An 18,678-nucleotide genomic window follows, 5' to 3' on the forward strand; every position below is an offset into this window, starting at 1 on the left:
GCTTATTGGTCGGAATAGAAGAATTAGGAGAAAGTTATGTTGAATTGGGAAGAAGAAGTCGCTCCAGCACTAGCGAAAGCTAGTCTTGCACCGCAGCCGGTTGCAGCGGAGCCACAACGCCTACAGGTAGATCAGATTGCTCAGGTAGCCCCTCAAGTTGTTTCTGCTGCCCCAGTGCAAGCTGCTGCGGCTGGTGGCGCTGCCTTGCGTGTCAATGCCGCTGATAAGCGCGTCATTAATGCCAAGACTGACGTTAATCAGTTGGTTCCATTTAAATATAAATGGGCTTGGGAAAAGTATTTAGCTGGCTGTGCAAACCACTGGATGCCACAAGAGATCAATATGAACCGCGATATCGCGCTTTGGAAAGATCCAAATGGCCTGACAGAAGATGAGCGTCGCATTATTAAGCGCAACCTCGGTTTCTTCACAACAGCCGATTCTTTGGCGGCAAACAACATTGTTTTGGGTACTTATCGCCACATTACTGCCCCAGAATGCCGCCAATACCTATTGCGCCAGGCTTTCGAGGAGGCAATTCATACCCACGCTTACCAATATATTGTGGAATCTTTGGGCTTAGATCAGGCTGAAATCTTCAATGCGTATAACGAAATTGAATCGATTCGCGCCAAAGATCAGTTCTTAATTCCGTTTATTGACGTATTAACTGACCCAAATTTTCAGACTGGCACATTAGAAAACGATCAAAAGTTGCTTCGTTCGCTCATCGTTTTTGCTTGCGTGATGGAAGGCTTGTTCTTTTATGTTGGTTTTACGCAAATACTTGCAATGGGTCGTCAAAACAAAATGACGGGTGCTGCTGAGCAGTATCAATACATCCTTCGTGATGAGTCTATGCACTGCAATTTTGGTATCGATTTGATTAACCAAATCAAGCTGGAGAACCCGCAGTTATGGACTTCCGCGTTCAAAGACGAGATCAAATCCATCTTCGAAAAAGCGGTCGAATTAGAGTACCGTTATGCCGAAGATACGATGCCTCGCGGAGTACTTGGATTGAACGCTCCGATGTTCAAAGGGTACCTAAGATACATCTGTAATCGCAGATGTTTGCAAATAGGACTTGACGCGATGTTCCCAAATGAAGAGAATCCATTTCCATGGATGTCAGAAATGATTGATCTTAAGAAAGAAAGAAACTTTTTTGAGACACGCGTTATTGAGTATCAAACTGGCGGTGCGCTAAGTTGGGAGTAGTAAGCAGTAAGTAAGCGCATAGCCGGCTAAATTGGAGATTAGACGGTTGGATAGTTTAAGAAGTCAGCAAAAACAGACTCAAATCCGAAAACCCTTGCTCAAGGGTGCCTGGGTTATTCTCTCCATTTTTTCCAGCACATTTAAGAAGCCGTTGTCCTTTGGGACCACGGCTTTTTTTCCAGGATTCATTAGCGTGCAGCACCTAGCATCAAGCCGCGCGCCGATGAATGGCTCGCTCGTCAGCTCCAAAAGGTTGCAAAACCAGGCGGAATTAGATGGTCGGGTCTTCTTAATGTAGTTTGTACTAATCCTCACGTGAAGGAGTATTAATATGGCAATCGCCAAGAAAAAACCTGCTGCAAAGAAACCAGCTGCTAAGAAAAAAGTAGCTGCTAAGAAGCCTGCTGCTAAAAAAGTAGCTAAAAAGAAGCCTGCTGCTAAAAAAGCTGCTGCTAAAAAGCCAGCTGCTAAAAAAGTAGCTAAGAAGCGTCCTGCTGCTAAAAAAGCTGCTGCTAAAAAGCCAGCTGCTAAAAAAGTAGCTAAGAAGCGCCCTGCTGCTAAAAAAGCTGCTGCTAAAAAGCCAGCTGCTAAAAAAGTAGCTAAAAAAGTTGCAAAGAAGCGCGTAGCAAAAAAAAAGTAAGTAAGCCTGCTGCGAAGAAAGCGGGCTCCGCTGTAAAAAAGCCCGCGGCTAAGAAAGCTGCACCAGCGACTAGTGCGTTGAATCCTGCCGCCGCTTGGCCCTTCCCAACTGGCACACGTCCTTAATCGGACGGGTGTTACTAGAAGGGGTCTCTCACGAGACCCCTTCTTTTATTTCCAGATTGAGAAATTAGTAAACCTAGGCGCCCTAGGCTGTTTTTACTTAGAAACTAAAGCCGAATGCTGCTTTAAATTGCTCTGCGATCTGATCTTTGCTGAGTTGGTGATTTTGTGGCCCTTGATGGGTAATCTTGATTGAGCCCATGAGACTAGCGAGGCGGCCAGTGGTGTCCCAGTCCATGCCATTTTCTAGACCAAACAGCAATCCACCTCGGAAGGCATCCCCGCAACCTGTTGGGTCGACTACTTTTCCAGCCGGCACCGATGGAATAGCGATCACCTTGCCATCAACATAAATATCAGCCCCCTCAGCGCCTTTAGTAACGATCAGCGCCTTAACTCGCTCAGCCACTTTGGCCAAGCTCAAGCCCGTTCTTTGAGAAAGCATTTCTCCCTCGTAGTCATTTACTGCCAAGTAGCTGGCGATATCGACCAATTCCAGAAGCTCGGGGCCATTAAACATTGGTAAACCTTGGCCTGGATCAAAGATAAAGGGAATATTGGCATCGGCTAGTTGATGGCAGTGCTCCCACATTCCTTGGCGACCATCGGGTGCAACGATTCCTAATTTCGCTGGACCCTTAGCGTTCTTGCTACGCTCAGCCACAACTGCCGAGACTTGGTTCAGATGGGATTCACCCATGGCGCCTGGATGAAAGGCGGTGATTTGGTTGTTTGCTTGATCGGTAGTGATCATGGCTTGTGCGGTAAACGCTTGATCGATCTGGCGAATATGGCTTGCATCAATTTTGAGTTGCTCAAGGCGACTCATGTAGGGCGTGGCATCACCACCCACTGTAGCCATGATGATTGGATCGCCGCCCAAAAGATTGAGGTTGTAGGCAATATTGCCAGCGCAACCGCCAAATTCACGGCGCATAGTGGGTACCAAGAAGGCTACATTCAGAATATGAATCTGCTCAGGCAGGATTTGATCGGCAAATTTACCTTCAAAGTTCATGATGGTGTCGTAGGCGATAGAGCCACAGATCAAGCTAGCCATAAATTACTTTCTTTATAAAAATTGGGTGTAAATGTAGTGTTTATGAATTAATTTAGGGGTAGAGTACTCGCACACGATAGCCCGCAGCATTCAGTGGAAGAGAAATAAGCAGCTCAAGCTGCAGCATTTCGCCGGAAGGAATTCCTTTTTTTAAAAAATCAGGATGAGATTCTTGCCAAACTTTAGGTAGCCACTCTTGTGGAGTGAATTGCAGTGATTTGATTTCAGATTCTTCTGCATCAGTTAAAGAAATTTCTAAATTCGGCGCTAAAACGGCAATAGCTAGACGATTCTGTATCTCCACTTGCAGCAGAGATTGATTTGCAGGGTTTTTAAGGCCTTCTCGCGCGTTTTCTGGCGCAAGTGCGGCTAAAGTTATTTTCCATGCAGAAAAATCGCTCACAGTGCGATCTAGACATCCTAGTGCACGACAAAGTTTTGCATCGATATGTTGTAAAACATGAAACGCACTAACGGAAATGGAATTTGATGTCCCATCAATGCGTGGTGCTAATGCGGGAAGCAATGAATTTCTGGAGAGATGCTCTCCAAAAATAAGGAGTAGCAAAAATAAAGCAGCTAAAAGGACTAACTTAAGACTTTTTTTTTGAGCAGGTGCAGCAAAAGTAGATTCAGAATTGCTTTGCTTGTCCTTGTTTAAGGTGCCGTGCAAGCAAACCCAGCCCTCACTCTCTTTCCAAACAGAGAGCTTGAGCCATTGGCTATAAGTAGTAATCACTTCTTCTGCTTGGCGGGCAAGTACACCAGATAAAACAATGCGTCCGCCTACCTTCATCTTGTTGACTAAGGCTGGCGCAAGAACTTGTAGTGGATTTGCCAAAATATTGGCCATCACAATGTCGTATTTGGTTTCGGCGGCCAGTTCGAGTGCGCCTTCGTTTGGCAAGACAAAGCGAATGATGGTGTTATTGATTTCTGCATTACTACGAGCAGCAACCATCGCTTGCGGATCAATATCGGTACCGATCACTGGTTTACAGCCCAGCTTTGCGGCGGCAATTGCCAATATGCCTGAGCCACAACCGTAATCCAAGAGACTTTGATTTTGCAAATGACTTTGTTGTTCAAGCCAAAGAAGGCATAAATGCGTGGTTGGGTGGCTGCCAGTACCAAATGCGAGACCTGGATCAACCGCAAGGCAGATCGCATTGGGATCAGTTGGTGCATCGTGCCAAGATGGCACTACCCAAATCCGTTCACCAATCTGAATGGGTGCAAATTGACTTTGGGTTAAACGAACCCAGTCTTGTTCTTCGACTGTTTTTTCTTGAGGAGGTGCTAGATGAAAGCCCGTCTCTTTAAGGGATGCAAGTAGTTCGGGAATAAATTCTGCACTGCCTGAAGCATCAATCTCTGGATTAAAGAGAGCGGTTACTGCTGATCTATCCCACGCTTGCACTTCTGGAGAGAGGCCTGGCTCACCGTAAAGTGGGTTTTCGTCATAGCCACCAGCAGCATCATCTTCAACAGTGACGGACAGGGCGCCCAAATCCAAAAGCGCGTCACCCAAAGGCTCGGCGGTTTCAGCGGCTACCGTGAATACCAGTTCACGATAAGACATGAAGCGCTTTCATCATTAGGATTTGCCGCGACTCGCAGCTTGCTCTTCTAAGCGATGCTCTAAGTAGTGAATGCTGGTGCCGCCTTCAATGAAGTTCGGATCTAGCATGAGCTCACGGTGGAGTGGAATGTTGGTTGTAATGCCGTCAATTACCATCTCAGAGAGCGCAATCTGCATGCGGCGAATGGCTTGCTCACGAGTATTACCGTAAGAAATCAATTTACCAATCATGGAGTCATAGTTTGATGGCACTACATAGCCGCTGTAAGCATGCGAATCAACCCGAATGCCAGGGCCTCCAGGCATGTGGAATGAACCAATTTTGCCTGGGCTCGGGGTGAACTTGAATGGATCTTCAGCATTCAGGCGGCACTCAATGGCATGACCACGGAAAACAATGTCTTTTTGGCGATAGCTGAGTTTCAGGCCAGCCGCAATACGAATTTGTTCCTGAACGATATCTACACCAGTAATCATTTCAGTCACTGGATGCTCCACCTGAACACGAGTATTCATCTCAATGAAGAAGAATTCACCATCTTCGTAGAGAAACTCAAAGGTACCTGCGCCACGGTAGCCAATCTTGCGACAGGCTTCTGCGCAACGTTCACCAATTTTGGCGATCAAGCGACGATCAATGCCTGGTGCCGGCGCTTCTTCAATCACTTTTTGGTGGCGACGCTGCATAGAGCAATCGCGCTCACCCAACCAAATCGCATTGCCATGAGTGTCGGCAAGAATCTGAATCTCAACGTGGCGAGGTTTTTCTAAAAACTTCTCCATATAGACTTCTGGGTTGCCAAAGGCACGACCTGCTTCTTCTCGGGTCATATTGACAGCGTTGATCAGCGCAGCTTCAGTGTGAACTACTCGCATGCCACGACCACCACCACCGCCAGCAGCTTTAATGATTACTGGATAGCCCACTTTTTTTGCGGTTGCAATAATTTCTTTTGGATTATCAGGAAGTGCGCCCTCTGATCCAGGTACGCAAGGCACACCAGCTTTAATCATGGCGCGTTTTGCAGAAACTTTGTCACCCATCAAGCGAATAGATGCAGCTGTAGGGCCAATAAAGGCAAAGCCAGATTTCTCAACCCGCTCTGCAAAGTCTGCGTTTTCAGAAAGGAAGCCATAACCAGGATGAATTGCTTCTGCGTCGGTAACTTCCGCTGCAGAAATAATCGCTGGCATATTCAGATAGCTAAGCGGAGATGGCGCCGGCCCAATACAAACCGCTTCATCGGCAAGCTTTACATACTTCGCTTCTTTATCTGCTGTGGAGTACACCACCACAGTTTTAATTCCCAACTCGCGGCATGCGCGTTGGATGCGGAGAGCAATTTCTCCCCGATTGGCAATCAGAATCTTATCGAACATGTCGGCTCTGAGTTAAGTAACAGTGAATTGGAATTGAACTAAAGGTAGTCAATTAAGCAATGATGAAAAGCGGCTGGTCAAATTCAACACCTTGACCGTTTTCACAAAGAATTTCTTTGATCACACCAGCGTGCTCGGATTCGATTTCATTGAGCAACTTCATTGCCTCAATAATGCAAAGTGTTTGACCTACTTTTACCGTGTCGCCAATGTTGACGAAGTTCGGAGACTCTGGATTTGGGGCGCGGTAGAAAGTGCCAACCATTGGTGAGCGTGCAATAGAGCCAGTTTCAGCCGCGGATGCTTCAGCGATAGGAGCTGTTGCAACAGGCGCGCTAGCTGCTGGTGCGGCTTGCATCGCAGGTGCTGGATTAGCGTAAACCATTTGGGCGGCTGGTGCAGGAGAACCTGCGTTAACAATGCGAACGCGATCTTCGCCTTCATTTACCTCTAATTCTGAAATTCCTGATTCAGAAACTAGGTCGATCAAGGTTTTTAGTTTTCTCAGATCCATACGAGTGCTTCCTCTCTTGTCATTCTTTAAATAGTTTTATTTCTGCAAGCGAGCAATAGCTGCTTGCAGGGCTAATTCATAGCCAATCGCGCCAAGACCACAAATCACCCCAGTCGCAATATCGGACAAATAGGAATGTTTACGGAATTCTTCGCGCTGATGAATATTGGATAAATGGACTTCGGTAAAAGGGATAGCTACCCCAGCCAAGACGTCGCGTAATGCAACGCTTGTGTGGGTAAAGGCGCCTGGGTTGATGATGATGAAATCAACCCCATCTTGTTTAGCCTTTTGAATGCGGTCAATTAACTCACCTTCATGGTTGCTTTGAAAGGTATCGAGATCAACGGACTGCGCTTTTGCCAGCTCGCCGAGCCTTTGGTGGATATCTTCTAGGGTAGTTTTTCCGTAAACATCGGGTTCACGGGTGCCTAATAGATTTAGGTTTGGGCCTTGAATTACGAGAATTGAAGCTTTTTTCGACATAGATCCCTGTTTTTAGAGGCAGTTAAGCTTAAATTGCTAAATAACTTCATGCTCGATTGCTTATGAAGGGGAGTATACCTTTTTAAAGCTAGGAAAAGACCAAAAACTCGCTGCAAAAATAGGAATTTTCATCGCTTTAAGGAGCGGATATCAAAATAAATGCTTAATTTTTAGGCAGAAATTAATGGTTCGATAAATCCATTTATAGCTTAAAACTACCTATAAAGCGGATTTAATTTCACTTCTGATGTCATCTTCGCTTATTTTTCCTAATTTGCTATAGCTTGCTTTACCCTTGGCATTGATGATGATGGTGAAAGGAAGGGCGCCTTGGGAATTTCCCAGCTGCTTAGAAAGATTGCTTCCTTCAAGACCCCCAATCACAATCGGATAGCTCACTGGGGTTTTTGAGAGAAATTCACGAATATTAGAGGGCGAATCGATACCAATACCGACAAATAAGACATTTTGCTGCAAGAACTCTTGCTGGAGCTTATCTAAAGCAGGCATTTCTTCGACACATGGTGGGCACCAGGAGGCCCAAAAGTTCACCACCAACACTTTTCCTTGCCAATCTTGGGGATTAACTGTTTTTCCATCTGGCGTTTGCCAAGAATTGGCAAAAAATGCTTTCACAGCGGGATCGCTGGCCAAGCCAGTTTTATAAATCCACTGGGAGGTGAGTACACCCCCAAGGAGTGCCAAAAGACTAATTGCGACGATGATGATCAATTGTCTACGGTTCATTGCAACTCCTTCGCTAAAATTCGCTAATGCATATACATATCTTGGGCATTTGCGGTACTTTCATGGGCGGCATTGCCGCAATCGCGAGGCAGGCTGGGCATCGCGTTACTGGTTGCGATGCCAACGTCTATCCCCCAATGAGTACGCAGCTTGAAGCTCAAGGCATCGAACTAATTGAAGGATTCTCACCCGAGCAATTATCTCAGTTTGAGACCATGCCTGATTTATTCGTGATTGGCAATGTGGTTTCTCGTGGTAATCCATTGATGGAAGCAATTCTCAATCAAGGGCTACCCTATATCTCAGGCCCGCAATGGTTGGGCGAACAAGTTTTGTATGGGCGACATGTTTTAGCTGTAGCGGGTACGCATGGCAAGACAACTACTTCAGCTATGTTGACTTGGATTTTGGAATTCAACGGTTACAAACCGGGTTATCTCATTGGTGGTGTGCCTCTGAATTTCACAGTGTCTGCACGTTTAGGCGAAAGTAAATATTTTGTTATTGAAGCTGATGAATATGACACTGCTTTCTTTGATAAGCGTAGTAAGTTTGTTCACTATCGACCACGTACGGCCCTATTGAATAACTTAGAGTTTGATCACGCCGATATTTTTGCTGATCTTGCGGCAATCGAAACACAATTTCATCATTTAGTGCGCACTGTTCCTGGCGATGGTTTACTGGTTGTAAATGGTGAGGAGCCTGCATTGGCGAGCGTGATCACGCATGGCGCTTGGGCGCCTGTAGAGCGGTTCGGGCAAGAACTCACAAATGAATGGTCTTTAATTGCTCAAGAGGCTGATGGTTTCATCGTGCGCAAGGCAGGTAAAGAGGTAGCCACTGTGAAGTGGGCGCCTGATTCTGGTGTGATGGGTAGACACAATCAACTCAATGCACTTGCAGCGATTGCTTGCGCAAATCATATTGGTATCCCTCCAGCAGATGGTGCACGCGCATTGGCGGAATTTAAGAATGTAAAGCGTCGCTTGGAAACGATTGGTGTTGCAAATGACATCACGATCTATGATGATTTTGCCCACCATCCAACCGCGATCACGACTACAGTTGATGGTCTTCGTCGCCGTGTTGGTAAAGCACGTATCTTGGCGGTACTTGAGCCACGTTCAAATACGATGAAGCTCGGTGTGATGAAAGCTCAACTGCCTGGAAGTCTAGAGGCTGCTGACAAAGTGTTTGCCTATGGCGCTAATGCCGGCAAGGAATCATTGGGCTGGGATTTGGCAGATGTCTTATCTCCACTCAATATGCAAGAACAGGGTAAAGCGCATGCCTTTGATGATCTTGAGGCATTAGTGAAGGCGGTTGCCCATGAGGCTCAGCCTGGCGATCACATTTTGGTAATGAGCAACGGCGGGTTTGGTGGCGTACACCAGAAAATATTAAAAGCCATTTCGGCGCAGTAAAAAAAGAATTGATAACAAAAGCAAAAATAGAAAGCAAATCATGGGCAATAGACTAAAAGACAAAGTAGCCATCATTACCGGCGCGGCAAAGGGTATTGGTTTTGCTACTGCTCAGCGTTTTGCAGAAGAAGGCGCAAAAGTTATCATTACGGATATTGGCCTGGAGGCCGTTAATAGCGCGGCTGAAAAAACGCCTAATGCCGAAGGCTATGTCATGAATGTCACCGATCGCGCTAGCATTCAGTCAGTTGTAGACCAGGTAATGCAAAAGCATGGGCGGATTGATATCTTGATCAATAACGCAGGCATTACTCAAGATGCACGCTTAATTAAGATGACCGAAGCACAGTTCGATACCGTGATTGATGTCAATCTGAAGGGTGTATTTAATTGCACTCAGTTAATCGTGCCGCACATGCTGGAAGCTGGCTCTGGCGCAGTGGTCAATGCATCAAGCGTTGTGGGTCTCTACGGTAATTTTGGCCAAACCAATTACTCAGCTACTAAATTTGGTGTGATTGGTTTTACAAAAACATGGGCGCGTGAATTAGGGCCTAAAGGCATTCGAGTCAATGCGGTGTGCCCTGGTTTTATCGCCACTGAAATGGTTATGGCTATGCCAGCAAATATTGTGCAAGACATTGAAAAACGCAGTTGGCTTGGTCGTCTGGGTACCCCCGCTGAAATGGCAAATGTGTATTTATTCTTAGCAAGCGATGAGGCAAGCTATGTTAATGGAGTGGCATTAGAGGCCAGCGGCGGGATCTCGCTCTAAGCATGAATCTTTTATACGAAGAAGGTGGCGATATTAAGATCGCCACAGTCCAGTCTGCTTCAGGCGCTGGCGATGCAGAGTCTTGGCAAGCAACTAGTCTTTCTGGAAAAAAGATCAAACTCAAAGCCAAGGAAGTGTGGCTGCGTTTTGAAAAGCCTGAAGCTCAAATGGCTATGGATGAAGCCAGCACACTCACTGCCGATATTGATTTGCAGTTCCTTTGGGACTGTGCGCCTGATGAAGAGTTTGGCTTGGTTGATGTAGCGCATGAGTACTTTGGCTCACAAGCGAGCATTCCACAACAAGTTGCGCTGGCTATTGCCTTGCAAGGGGCGCCAGTATTTTTCCGTCGCAAGGGGCGCGGACGGTTTCAGAGGGCTCCACTAGAGCAGTTACAGGCTGGTTTGGCTGCATTAGATCGCAAACAAAAAGAGCTCGAACAGCAATCCATTTGGCAGCAAGAGTTGGTTGCTGGTACTTTCCCTGAGTCACTGAAGTCTTCAGCCAAGCAATTACTTTTCTCGCCCGATAAAAATACCTCTGCCTATAAGGCATTGATCGCAGCCTGCACTGAAACCGGGGAGTCTCCGGCGCAGCTGATGATTCGTTGTGGTGCAATCGACTCTCCTTTGGCTTATCACCAGGGCTTGTTCCTGAAGGCGCATTTTCCGAATGGAGCGGATCACAACCTTGCTATCGGAGTTGATCAAGCAGCATATGCAGCTGCTATTGCTGAGCTGCCGCTTGCTCAGGTACAAGCATTCTCCATTGATGATTCGGGCACTACAGAGATTGATGATGCTCTATCCGTTACGGTAATCGAGGGCGGGCATCGAGTAGGTATTCACATCGCTGCTCCTGGATTGGCCATTACAAAAGATGATCCACTAGATCTAGTCGCTCGCAATCGCATGTCCACGGTGTACTTTCCGGGTGACAAAATTACAATGCTGCCCGATTCAGTAATTGAGCAATTTTCATTAGATGAGGGTATGCCTAGACCAGCCTTATCAATCTATGTGGATATTGATCCTGAGGGCATTGCCAATCGAGCGAGCTTGCAGATGCGTGCTGAGATGGTGCCGATGGCTGCCAATTTGCGCCTGGAAAATATTGAGCATCTCGTGAGTGAAGAGAGTCTGCTGGATGAGGGTTCTAACTACCCCTATCGCAAAGAGCTGGCGACTCTATGGCAAGCTGCTAAACATCTGCATGCAGGGCGTCAAGAGAAGCGTCTAGCAAATGGTTTGCGTGCTGAGCAGTTAGGTGTCATAGATCCAAATGCCCTGGCAAGAGACTTTCATTTTCAGATTCAAGATGTTGATGGGGTTCAGCGCGTAGAAATCGTGCCACGTCAACGCGGTTCTATTTTGGATACGATTGTTGCGGAGTGGATGATTTTCTGTAATAGCGCCTCAGGACAGCTTCTAGCAGATCATGGTCTTCCTGGATTATTCAGAACTCAAAAGGGTTGGGGTCCATTGCGTACTCGGATGCAAACAACCCCTGGACCTCATGAGGGTCTTGGCTTGGACTATTACGCCTGGTGTACATCTCCTTTACGTCGATATTCTGATTTGGTGAATCAGTGGCAATTAATTGCGCTAGCAAAGCATGGTGTTACTGCCAAGATGGTTGCCCCATTCCCGCCGAGAGACGCTACCTTGATGGGTATTGCTGCTGACTTTGAATCTTGCTATCAAGCTTATGGCGAGTTCCAAGATCGCTTGGAAAAGTATTGGTGTTTACGTTGGATCACTCAAGACGGTGATTCGAAAACAGTGCATGTGCGCCATTTAAAAGAGGGTATGTCCAGAGTGGAGTTAGTACCTCTACATCTACCTATCCCTGAATTGGCAACCCATCCGCGCATGACCCGTGCGGAAGTGGTGATCGCAGATGTAGATTTTCTGCAGCTAAGTGCTGGCGTTCGTGTGTTGGAGATCGAGGCAAAAATTGAATCCCCCGAAAAGCCTTCGGCCGATCAGGTTGCCGAGCAGACTCCAGAGCAAGTAGTTTCGGATAACCCTGAAGAAGATGCTGGCCCAGATTAAATCGTTAGAGTTTCCATGTCCTGAGAGGCTTGGTAAGGCTTTGCATTATCTGCGAGGCGCTTGGAATCGTCACCCTTTTCGATTTGCCTTGTGCGCTTCAATACTGATCCACATTGTTTTCTTATCTTTCCGTTGGGGTGTTGGAGAGATTCAGAACCGCAGACTCAATACGCCATTGAGCGTGGTTTTAGTAAACGCCAGCAATAAAACGCCACCTCAAAAAGCAAATAAGTTGGCGCAGGCTGATTTGCAGGGTGGCGGTAAAACAGAAACTCAAGATGCCACAGCAATGCACCGTGCCAGATTGGGTGCTGAGGCTAGGCTTGAGGTTTTAGAAAAACAGCAAAAACAAATGCTCGCTAAGCTAGATGAGCAGCGCAGTCGTTCAGGTGGTCGCAAGAGTGGCGACGAGCAAAAAATTACTCCCCAATTAAATTCTTTAGAGGCTGAGTTAGCTAAACGCTTACAAGCTGATGGTAAAGAGCCTAGACGTAAGGTATTGACTGGAGCTAATACCAAGGCAGTCACGTTTGCGCATTATTACGATGCGATGCGTCAGAAGATTGAGGCTTACGGTAGTGCTTTTTTCCCAAGGGCGAATGGACGCCCTTTGTACGGTAGTCTAGTGATTGTTGTCAGCGTTGATAACCAAGGCAGAATCACTACAAATGCTCAAGGCAAGGATGGGCTCTCGATTGGCCGTAGTTCTGGCAATCCCGAGCTAGACCGCCAAGCGCTGGCAATTGTGAGAGCCTCTGCGCCATTTGGTCCTTTTCCTTCAGAAATGCGTAATCAAATCGATGTCTTAGATTGGATCTCTACTTTTGAGTTCACGCGCGATGGCGTGGATCGCCTAGAGCTACGCCATTAATATTATTTAAAAAGTTTACTAACTCAATTTGCAAATTCGCTTATTCTGTAGTCATCATGAGCTCTACTGATACCGCCTCCCTACACACCGATCCAAGCCTTTTTGCTGGCGTGGATGTCTATGCGGTTGCGGGTAATCCGATTTCTCACAGCAAGTCTCCCTCAATTCATCAACGGTTTGCAGAGCAAGCAAAGCAACGGATGCACTATGGCCGTCTTCAGCCTGAAATAGGTTCATTTGCTCAAGCAGCTAAAGCATTTTTTACTGCAGGCGGCAAAGGCATGAATGTAACGGTGCCTTTCAAGTTAGATGCTCAAAATTTGGCTGATGTATTAACACCGCGTGCTCAATTGGCGGGTGCCGTTAACACTTTGTGGAAGACGGAAGGCAAAATTTTTGGTGACAATACCGACGGTGCTGGTCTAGTGCGCGATTTACTGGCTCAAGGTATTGCACTGCATAGTGCTCGTATTTTATTGATCGGTGCTGGTGGGGCTGCACGGGGTGTAATAGGTCCTTTGCTTGAGCAATCTCCTAAGTCCCTCATCATTGCCAATCGTTCCAGCGCAAAAGCGGATGAGTTGGTTAAGCTATTTGCAGATTTAGCCGGCTCTAAGGAGGTAGCGCTGGAGTCGCGTACTTTGGCTGATTTGGAGGATGTTGCAAAAACTCAGCATCCATTTGATTTGGTCATTAACGCTACTGCTGCTGGTTTAACCGACGAGTCTCCATTGACGCCCGAAGCGGTAGCTAATATTTTTGTGCCCAGCTCTTTCGCTTATGACATGGTCTACGGTAAAACTACTGCCTTCATGCAGCAGGCCTTACAACGAGGTGCTCGCGTAAGTGATGGCCTTGGAATGTTGGTTGAGCAAGCGGCTGATGCATTCTTGCTATGGCGGGGTGCGCAATTAGCGAGTGCAATTTACCCCCGCGCAGTCTTAGCAGAGTTACGCAGTTAATTTGCCCTGATGCGCTGGCTTCTATATCCAGTGAAGTGTTTGCTCGCAGGGTTTATTGCCATGCAAATCTTTTTTGCTCTGCAAATTGCTTTATGGATGAGCTTAGATCCCAGTAGCACTGCGTTTCAGAGGGCTGAGCGTTGGCGCTTATGTACTTGGCATTGGACCTGTCCAGTGCAATCTCATTGGGTGCCTTATGACAAGATCTCGAACAATCTCAAGCGCGCTGTTTTAGTCAGTGAAGACGATATCTTCTTTCAACACAAGGGTGTGCGAGTTGAGGATATGCAAAAAGCCTGGCAGAAAAATCAACAGCAGAATCAGCAAAAAACCCAAACAGGCAATAAATCCAAAATAGCGTTACGGGGTGGATCTACTATTACCCAGCAATTAGCAAAAAATTTATTTCTTTCTTCAGAGCAACATTATTTGCGCAAGGGCCAGGAGCTCATCATTACCGGGCTTTTGGAATTAATACTTTCTAAGCAGAGATTGTTTGAGATTTATCTCAATTCGGTAGAGTGGGGTGAAGGCATTTTTGGAGTTGGTGCCGCCTCTCAGCATTATTTTGCTACAAGTCCAGCAGCCCTAGATCGGGACCAAGCTGCTGCTCTAGCTTCAGCGCTGCCAGCGCCAAAGTGTTTTGACAAGCAGCAGTATTGCCGTCGAGGAAGTATTAATTATTCCGCTCGCCAAGAATTTGTCTTAGAAAATATGGATAGAGTTGCCTTGGCGCCTTATCCAAAGAGCGGTGCGGGTAAATAATTTCTTGTTTTATTTAACTATTTGTTTGCAGCTGCTCGAAGTGCATCCCGAGTACTCATGGCAACGACTCTAGCCGCTTCAGCAAAATCAGCGCCTGAGCTGGCATACAGAATCGCTCGGGAAGAATTGATGATCATCCCTGCTCCTGGTTTGCCGGTTATTTTTCCCGCGCTGACAGTGGCATCAATATCACCACCTTGAGCACCTATCCCTGGAATCAATAAGGGCATATCACCAACAATGGCGCGTACCTTGGCAATTTCTTCTGGGAAAGTAGCGCCGACTACCAGGCTGATCTGATCAGAACTATTCCACTGTTGTGCAGCCAGCTTAGCCACATGCAGATAAAGAGGCTCGCCATTGGGTGCCACATTCAGGAACTGCAAATCTGACCCGCCAGGGTTGGATGTGCGGCAGAGGACAATAACTCCTTTGCCTGCGTGCTTTAGGTAGGGCTCGATCGTGTCAAAGCCCATGTATGGGTTCACGGTTACAGCATCAGCGCCGTATCGATCAAAGGCCTCCAGAGCGTAATGGTCAGCAGTGCTGCCGATATCTCCACGTTTGGAATCCAGGATGACTGGGATGTGGGGGTATTTATCTTTGAGGTGCTTGATTAGTTTTTCTAGTTGAGCCTCTGCTCTTTGGGAGGCAAAGTAAGCAAATTGAGGTTTGAAGGCGCAGACCAAATCCGCGGTCGCATCTGCGATTTCTCGGCAGAACTCATAGATGCCCTCGGCATTCCCTTGTATGGGGAGGGGCAAGCGCTTTGGATCCGGGTCAAAACCAACACACAGCATGCTGCCTTGGGAAGCCCATGCGGATTGGAGTTGCTGGTTAAAGGTATTTAAGCGAGAGTTCATTGGATTTGGCTTATTTTAGTGAAACTGTTATGTTCGATAGGATAAACTAGCGCACATTCCTTAGGAGTTCACCATGATCAACTTGTTCGTCCTGCAAAATGGCCGCCTCTCCCAAGAGCAAGTCGAAGATCGCAATGAATTATTGCAATATGCCAATCCTATCTGGATTGACGTGGTTGATCCAGAAGAAGAGGAATTAATTTGGATTAAAGAGGCATTTGGCGTACTTTTGCCTGAGTTGGATGACTTGGGTGACTTAGAAGCGTCTGCGCGTTATTTTGAAGCAGATGATGGCCACCTCCACATCCGTACTGATTTCTTATTGGATGAAGAAGAAACCTCTCGCAACGTTAGAGTAGCGTTTGTTCTGACCAAGCAAGTGCTGTTCTCAATTCATGACGAAGATTTGCCAGTGTTCCGTTTAGTTCGCTTGCGTGCCCGTTTGCGTCCTGGTTCAGTGAGCAATGCAAAAGATGTGTTGCTAGATTTGTATTCAACCGATGCTGAGTATTCTGCTGATGCCTTGGAAGAGGTTTATGAAAACCTGGAGCAAGCTGGTAAACGAGTCTTGCAAGATGATATTAATGATGCGGATGCCGAGCAAGTCCTCGAAACCATTGCCAAAGAGGAAGATACCAACGGACGCATTCGTCGTAACGTGATGGATACCCGCAGAGCCTTGTCCTTCCTTATGCGCAGCAAGTTACTTTCTGATGAGCAGCAGGAGGAAGCGCGTCAAATTTTGCGCGATATCGACTCTCTGGAAAACCATACTGCTTTCTTATTCGATAAGATTAACTTCTTGATGGATGCTACCGTAGGTTTTATTAACTTGAACCAATCCAAGATCATCAAGATCTTCTCGGTGGTATCGGTAGCCTTAATGCCACCAACCTTGCTTGCCAGTATTTGGGGTATGAACTACAAGCACATGCCTGAGTTAGATGCGACTTGGGGTTATCCAATGGCGATTGTTGCAATGGTAATTTCAGCAATCATTCCACTCTGGTATTTCCACAGCAAAGGCTGGATGAAGTAATTAGCAGTCTGTATTTGCGCTTAACTTCTGAGTAGTGCGATTAACTCAGTCAGTGCAAATTCGGTTGCTTGCTGCCTTACTGCTTGACGATCACCGTCAAAATGCATGGTTTTAGTGAGGGTTTGATTTTCAGTCGCCCAGCCAAAACAGACTGTGCCTACGGGCTTCTCAGCGGTCCCGCCTGACGGGCCGGCAATCCCAGTGACAGAAATAGCTACATCACTTCCTGAATTGATCCGCGCACCTTCGGCCATGGCCTTAGCCACTGGCTCGCTGACAGCCCCATAGGACTCAATTAGCTGAGCTGGGACCGCCAGGCACTCCGTTTTTGCTTCATTGCTGTAAGTGATATAGCCACGTTCAAACCACTCGCTTGAGCCTGCAAGTTCAGTCAGGGTGGCAGATACAAGACCACCAGTACAAGATTCTGCGAGCGACACCATCCAATTTCTAGAAAGCAAAATCTCGGCTAATGTTTTGGTGAGATCAATTGAGTTCATTATCTAGTGAGAAACTGTATCAAGGCTACTGCGAGCAGTGTACAAAATGCAGCAGCAAGATCATCCACCACAATTCCAAACCCTCGCCAAATGATTTGCAAGAAGCTTGATCGCTGAGTGCTATTACTTGCTGTATTTTTAAAGTGACGATCAATCATGCCAATAGGTCCTGGTTTGATGGCATCAAAAAATCGGAATAGCGCAAAAGTAATAAACTGCATCCAAGCATTAGCTGGCATGATGAAGATAAGCACCAGCCAGAACGCGACGATCTCATCCCAAACAATACCGCCAAAATCTTTTTTACCAAGCTCTTCGCTGACATGGCCGCAGATCCAGCAGCCGAGCAAAATGCCGCCACCAATGATCCAGAGAAAGTCTGCCGTACTGAAAAAGTATTCACCTATTAGAAATGCAGCCCAGGCCCAGAGCGTGCCGGCAGTGCCTGGAGCTACAGGGCTTAATCCGCTACCAAAGCCAAAGGCAATAGTGCGACTGGCAGTTTGAAAAACCCATTTGAAGTTTGGTATCACTTCTGCGGAATGCTCAACATTGGTCATCGTGCGAAGTGGTCAAATGAGTTGAGGAAAGGAGCTGCTTGTGAATCACTCAGGAGAGCTCCTGATGCATCTAGTAAATATACTCTTGCCTGATCATCTTTTTTCGGAAGTATTTTTCCAATCAGTGTTAGTGGCAAGTGAAGTGACTTACCAATCTCCTGTATTTTTTTCTGCTGGCTTGATGGTGCAGTAAAGCAAAGCTCATAATCATCACCACCACATGCAGCAAATAAATTTTGAATAGAAGATTCTTGTTTTTTCAAGATGTTCGATTTTGGTAGTTGGCCCAGATGAATTTGCGCATCCACTTGCGATTGCTTCAAGATATGGCGTAAATCACCTAACAAGCCATCAGAGATATCTAAAGCTGCGCTCGCCACATTTCTTAATTGAATGCCTAATTCAATGCGCGGCTTTGGTTGATGCATATGGTTTTCGATTCGTTGTAAATCTTCGCTAGATAGATTTATTTCATGACGCAGTGCAGCAAGAGTAAGTCTGGCATCTCCAACCGAACCCGAGACCCAAACGTCATCACCCGTCTTTGCTCCAGATCTGCGAATAGCATTGCCGGCAGGGATGCTGCCAAAGGCGGTGATCGAGATGGTTAGGGGGCCTGCAGTGGTATCGCCGCCGATAAGGGGGCAGGAATACTCCTTAGCAATGGCAAAAAGCCCTTTAGAGAAAGCTTCTAGCCAGACTTCATCTACTTTTGGTAGGGCGATTGCCAAAGTAAACCCCAGCGGACTTGCCCCCATGGCTGCGAGGTCTGAAAGGTTAACTGCTAGGGCTTTGCGGGCCAATAGGGCGGCATCGGCGCCAGCAAAAAAGTGCCTGCCCTCCACCAACATATCGCTGGTAATGGCTATTTCTTCATTTTCTGGTGGTTTGATCAGGGCGCAGTCATCACCAATACCCAAGGTAACACTTTGATCTGCTTTAGAGCGCGTTGAATCCGCGCCCGTTTTGAAAAAACGTTCAATCAGGTCAAATTCACCGAGGGGGGTGGAGCGAGAAGACATGCCCCATTTTATGGCGGTTATGAGGTGAATGTCCGAGAGGAATAGAATTGAAGTCTTATAAGTCTTAACTAAATGAAGATAAGACAGA

At 46.8% G+C, this 18,678-nt stretch carries 19 protein-coding genes and 1 pseudogene; 9 read left to right on the plus strand and 11 right to left on the minus strand.

Annotated elements, in window-relative coordinates:
- Positions 1 to 36 precede the first annotated feature (36 nt).
- Both ICN34_RS06755 and ICN34_RS06760 read left to right on the plus strand, forming a co-directional pair.
- Positions 37 to 1,221, plus strand: a complete 1,185-nt coding sequence (locus ICN34_RS06755) for a ribonucleotide-diphosphate reductase subunit beta (RefSeq protein ID WP_072583361.1) — start codon at positions 37 to 39, stop codon at positions 1,219 to 1,221.
- A gap of 331 nt (positions 1,222 to 1,552) precedes the next feature.
- Positions 1,553 to 1,861, plus strand: a complete 309-nt coding sequence (locus ICN34_RS06760; RefSeq protein ID WP_216121574.1) for a hypothetical protein — start codon at positions 1,553 to 1,555, stop codon at positions 1,859 to 1,861.
- A 222-nt stretch (positions 1,862 to 2,083) separates the two neighbouring features.
- Here the strand turns inward: ICN34_RS06760 and ICN34_RS06765 are convergent, their stop codons facing one another.
- From ICN34_RS06765 to ICN34_RS06790, 7 genes and pseudogenes are all read right to left on the minus strand, one after another.
- Positions 2,084 to 3,043, minus strand: coding sequence for a carbohydrate kinase family protein (locus tag ICN34_RS06765; protein WP_072583359.1), 960 nt, complete (start codon positions 3,041 to 3,043; stop codon positions 2,084 to 2,086).
- A 52-nt stretch (positions 3,044 to 3,095) separates the two neighbouring features.
- Positions 3,096 to 3,716, minus strand: coding sequence for a DUF3426 domain-containing protein (locus tag ICN34_RS11510; RefSeq protein WP_255538603.1), 621 nt, complete (start codon positions 3,714 to 3,716; stop codon positions 3,096 to 3,098).
- Positions 3,705 to 4,625, minus strand: a pseudogene (prmA, locus tag ICN34_RS11515) (50S ribosomal protein L11 methyltransferase); the annotation flags it as partial. The pseudogene prmA and the gene ICN34_RS11510, both read right to left, overlap by 12 nt.
- A gap of 15 nt (positions 4,626 to 4,640) precedes the next feature.
- A complete protein-coding gene (gene accC, locus ICN34_RS06775; protein WP_072583357.1) occupies positions 4,641 to 6,005 on the minus strand; it encodes an acetyl-CoA carboxylase biotin carboxylase subunit in 1,365 nt (454 codons plus the stop codon).
- Positions 6,006 to 6,057: 52 nt separating this feature from the next.
- Entirely contained in the window at positions 6,058 to 6,519 is a 462-nt protein-coding gene (accB, locus tag ICN34_RS06780) for an acetyl-CoA carboxylase biotin carboxyl carrier protein (RefSeq protein WP_216121578.1), read from the minus strand.
- A 36-nt stretch (positions 6,520 to 6,555) separates the two neighbouring features.
- Positions 6,556 to 7,005 carry a type II 3-dehydroquinate dehydratase gene (aroQ, locus tag ICN34_RS06785; RefSeq protein ID WP_083564265.1) on the minus strand — a complete coding sequence of 150 codons (450 nt, stop codon included), beginning with the start codon at positions 7,003 to 7,005 and terminating at the stop codon, positions 6,556 to 6,558.
- Positions 7,006 to 7,224: 219 nt separating this feature from the next.
- Positions 7,225 to 7,752: a TlpA disulfide reductase family protein gene (locus ICN34_RS06790; protein ID WP_216121580.1), complete on the minus strand. Its 528-nt coding sequence runs from the start codon at positions 7,750 to 7,752 to the stop codon at positions 7,225 to 7,227.
- Between the two features lie 26 nt (positions 7,753 to 7,778).
- Between ICN34_RS06790 and mpl the strand changes: the two genes are divergently transcribed.
- From mpl to mtgA, 6 genes are read left to right on the plus strand one after another with little or no spacing between them, the layout of a single operon-like run.
- Positions 7,779 to 9,179, plus strand: a complete 1,401-nt coding sequence (gene mpl / locus ICN34_RS06795) for a UDP-N-acetylmuramate:L-alanyl-gamma-D-glutamyl-meso-diaminopimelate ligase (protein ID WP_072583354.1) — start codon at positions 7,779 to 7,781, stop codon at positions 9,177 to 9,179.
- A 40-nt stretch (positions 9,180 to 9,219) separates the two neighbouring features.
- Positions 9,220 to 9,954 (plus strand): beta-ketoacyl-ACP reductase, encoded by a 735-nt coding sequence (locus tag ICN34_RS06800; RefSeq protein ID WP_072583353.1) that lies wholly within the window; start codon positions 9,220 to 9,222, stop codon positions 9,952 to 9,954.
- Between the two features lie 2 nt (positions 9,955 to 9,956).
- Positions 9,957 to 12,008 carry a ribonuclease catalytic domain-containing protein gene (locus ICN34_RS06805; RefSeq protein WP_216121582.1) on the plus strand — a complete coding sequence of 684 codons (2,052 nt, stop codon included), beginning with the start codon at positions 9,957 to 9,959 and terminating at the stop codon, positions 12,006 to 12,008.
- A complete protein-coding gene (locus ICN34_RS06810) occupies positions 11,992 to 12,879 on the plus strand; it encodes an energy transducer TonB (protein ID WP_083564264.1) in 888 nt (295 codons plus the stop codon). Before ICN34_RS06805 ends, ICN34_RS06810 begins: the two co-directional genes overlap by 17 nt.
- 56 nt (positions 12,880 to 12,935) lie before the next feature.
- On the plus strand, positions 12,936 to 13,841 hold the full coding sequence (gene aroE, locus ICN34_RS06815) for a shikimate dehydrogenase (RefSeq protein ID WP_072583351.1): 906 nt from the start codon (positions 12,936 to 12,938) through the stop codon (positions 13,839 to 13,841).
- Between the two features lie 9 nt (positions 13,842 to 13,850).
- On the plus strand, positions 13,851 to 14,606 hold the full coding sequence (gene mtgA, locus ICN34_RS06820; protein ID WP_216121584.1) for a monofunctional biosynthetic peptidoglycan transglycosylase: 756 nt from the start codon (positions 13,851 to 13,853) through the stop codon (positions 14,604 to 14,606).
- A 17-nt stretch (positions 14,607 to 14,623) separates the two neighbouring features.
- Here the strand turns inward: mtgA and pyrF are convergent, their stop codons facing one another.
- Positions 14,624 to 15,469 (minus strand): orotidine-5'-phosphate decarboxylase, encoded by an 846-nt coding sequence (pyrF, locus tag ICN34_RS06825; RefSeq protein WP_072583349.1) that lies wholly within the window; start codon positions 15,467 to 15,469, stop codon positions 14,624 to 14,626.
- Between the two features lie 73 nt (positions 15,470 to 15,542).
- Here pyrF and corA point away from each other — a divergent pair, with 73 nt between their 5' ends.
- Positions 15,543 to 16,508, plus strand: coding sequence for a magnesium/cobalt transporter CorA (gene corA / locus ICN34_RS06830; RefSeq protein ID WP_072583348.1), 966 nt, complete (start codon positions 15,543 to 15,545; stop codon positions 16,506 to 16,508).
- A gap of 20 nt (positions 16,509 to 16,528) precedes the next feature.
- On the opposite strand, the gene ICN34_RS06835 is transcribed toward corA, so the two are convergent.
- From ICN34_RS06835 to thiL, 3 genes are read right to left on the minus strand one after another with little or no spacing between them, the layout of a single operon-like run.
- Positions 16,529 to 17,008: a CinA family protein gene (locus tag ICN34_RS06835; RefSeq protein WP_072583347.1), complete on the minus strand. Its 480-nt coding sequence runs from the start codon at positions 17,006 to 17,008 to the stop codon at positions 16,529 to 16,531.
- A complete protein-coding gene (locus tag ICN34_RS06840; protein WP_216121586.1) occupies positions 17,008 to 17,568 on the minus strand; it encodes a phosphatidylglycerophosphatase A in 561 nt (186 codons plus the stop codon). Before ICN34_RS06840 ends, ICN34_RS06835 begins: the two co-directional genes overlap by 1 nt.
- Complete coding sequence (thiL, locus tag ICN34_RS06845; protein ID WP_072583345.1) at positions 17,565 to 18,590, minus strand: thiamine-phosphate kinase; 1,026 nt, start codon at positions 18,588 to 18,590, stop codon at positions 17,565 to 17,567. Before thiL ends, ICN34_RS06840 begins: the two co-directional genes overlap by 4 nt.
- Positions 18,591 to 18,678 lie beyond the last annotated feature (88 nt).

This window comes from Polynucleobacter sp. Tro8-14-1, from assembly GCF_018881655.1.
Taxonomy (GTDB): Bacteria; Pseudomonadota; Gammaproteobacteria; order Burkholderiales; family Burkholderiaceae; genus Polynucleobacter.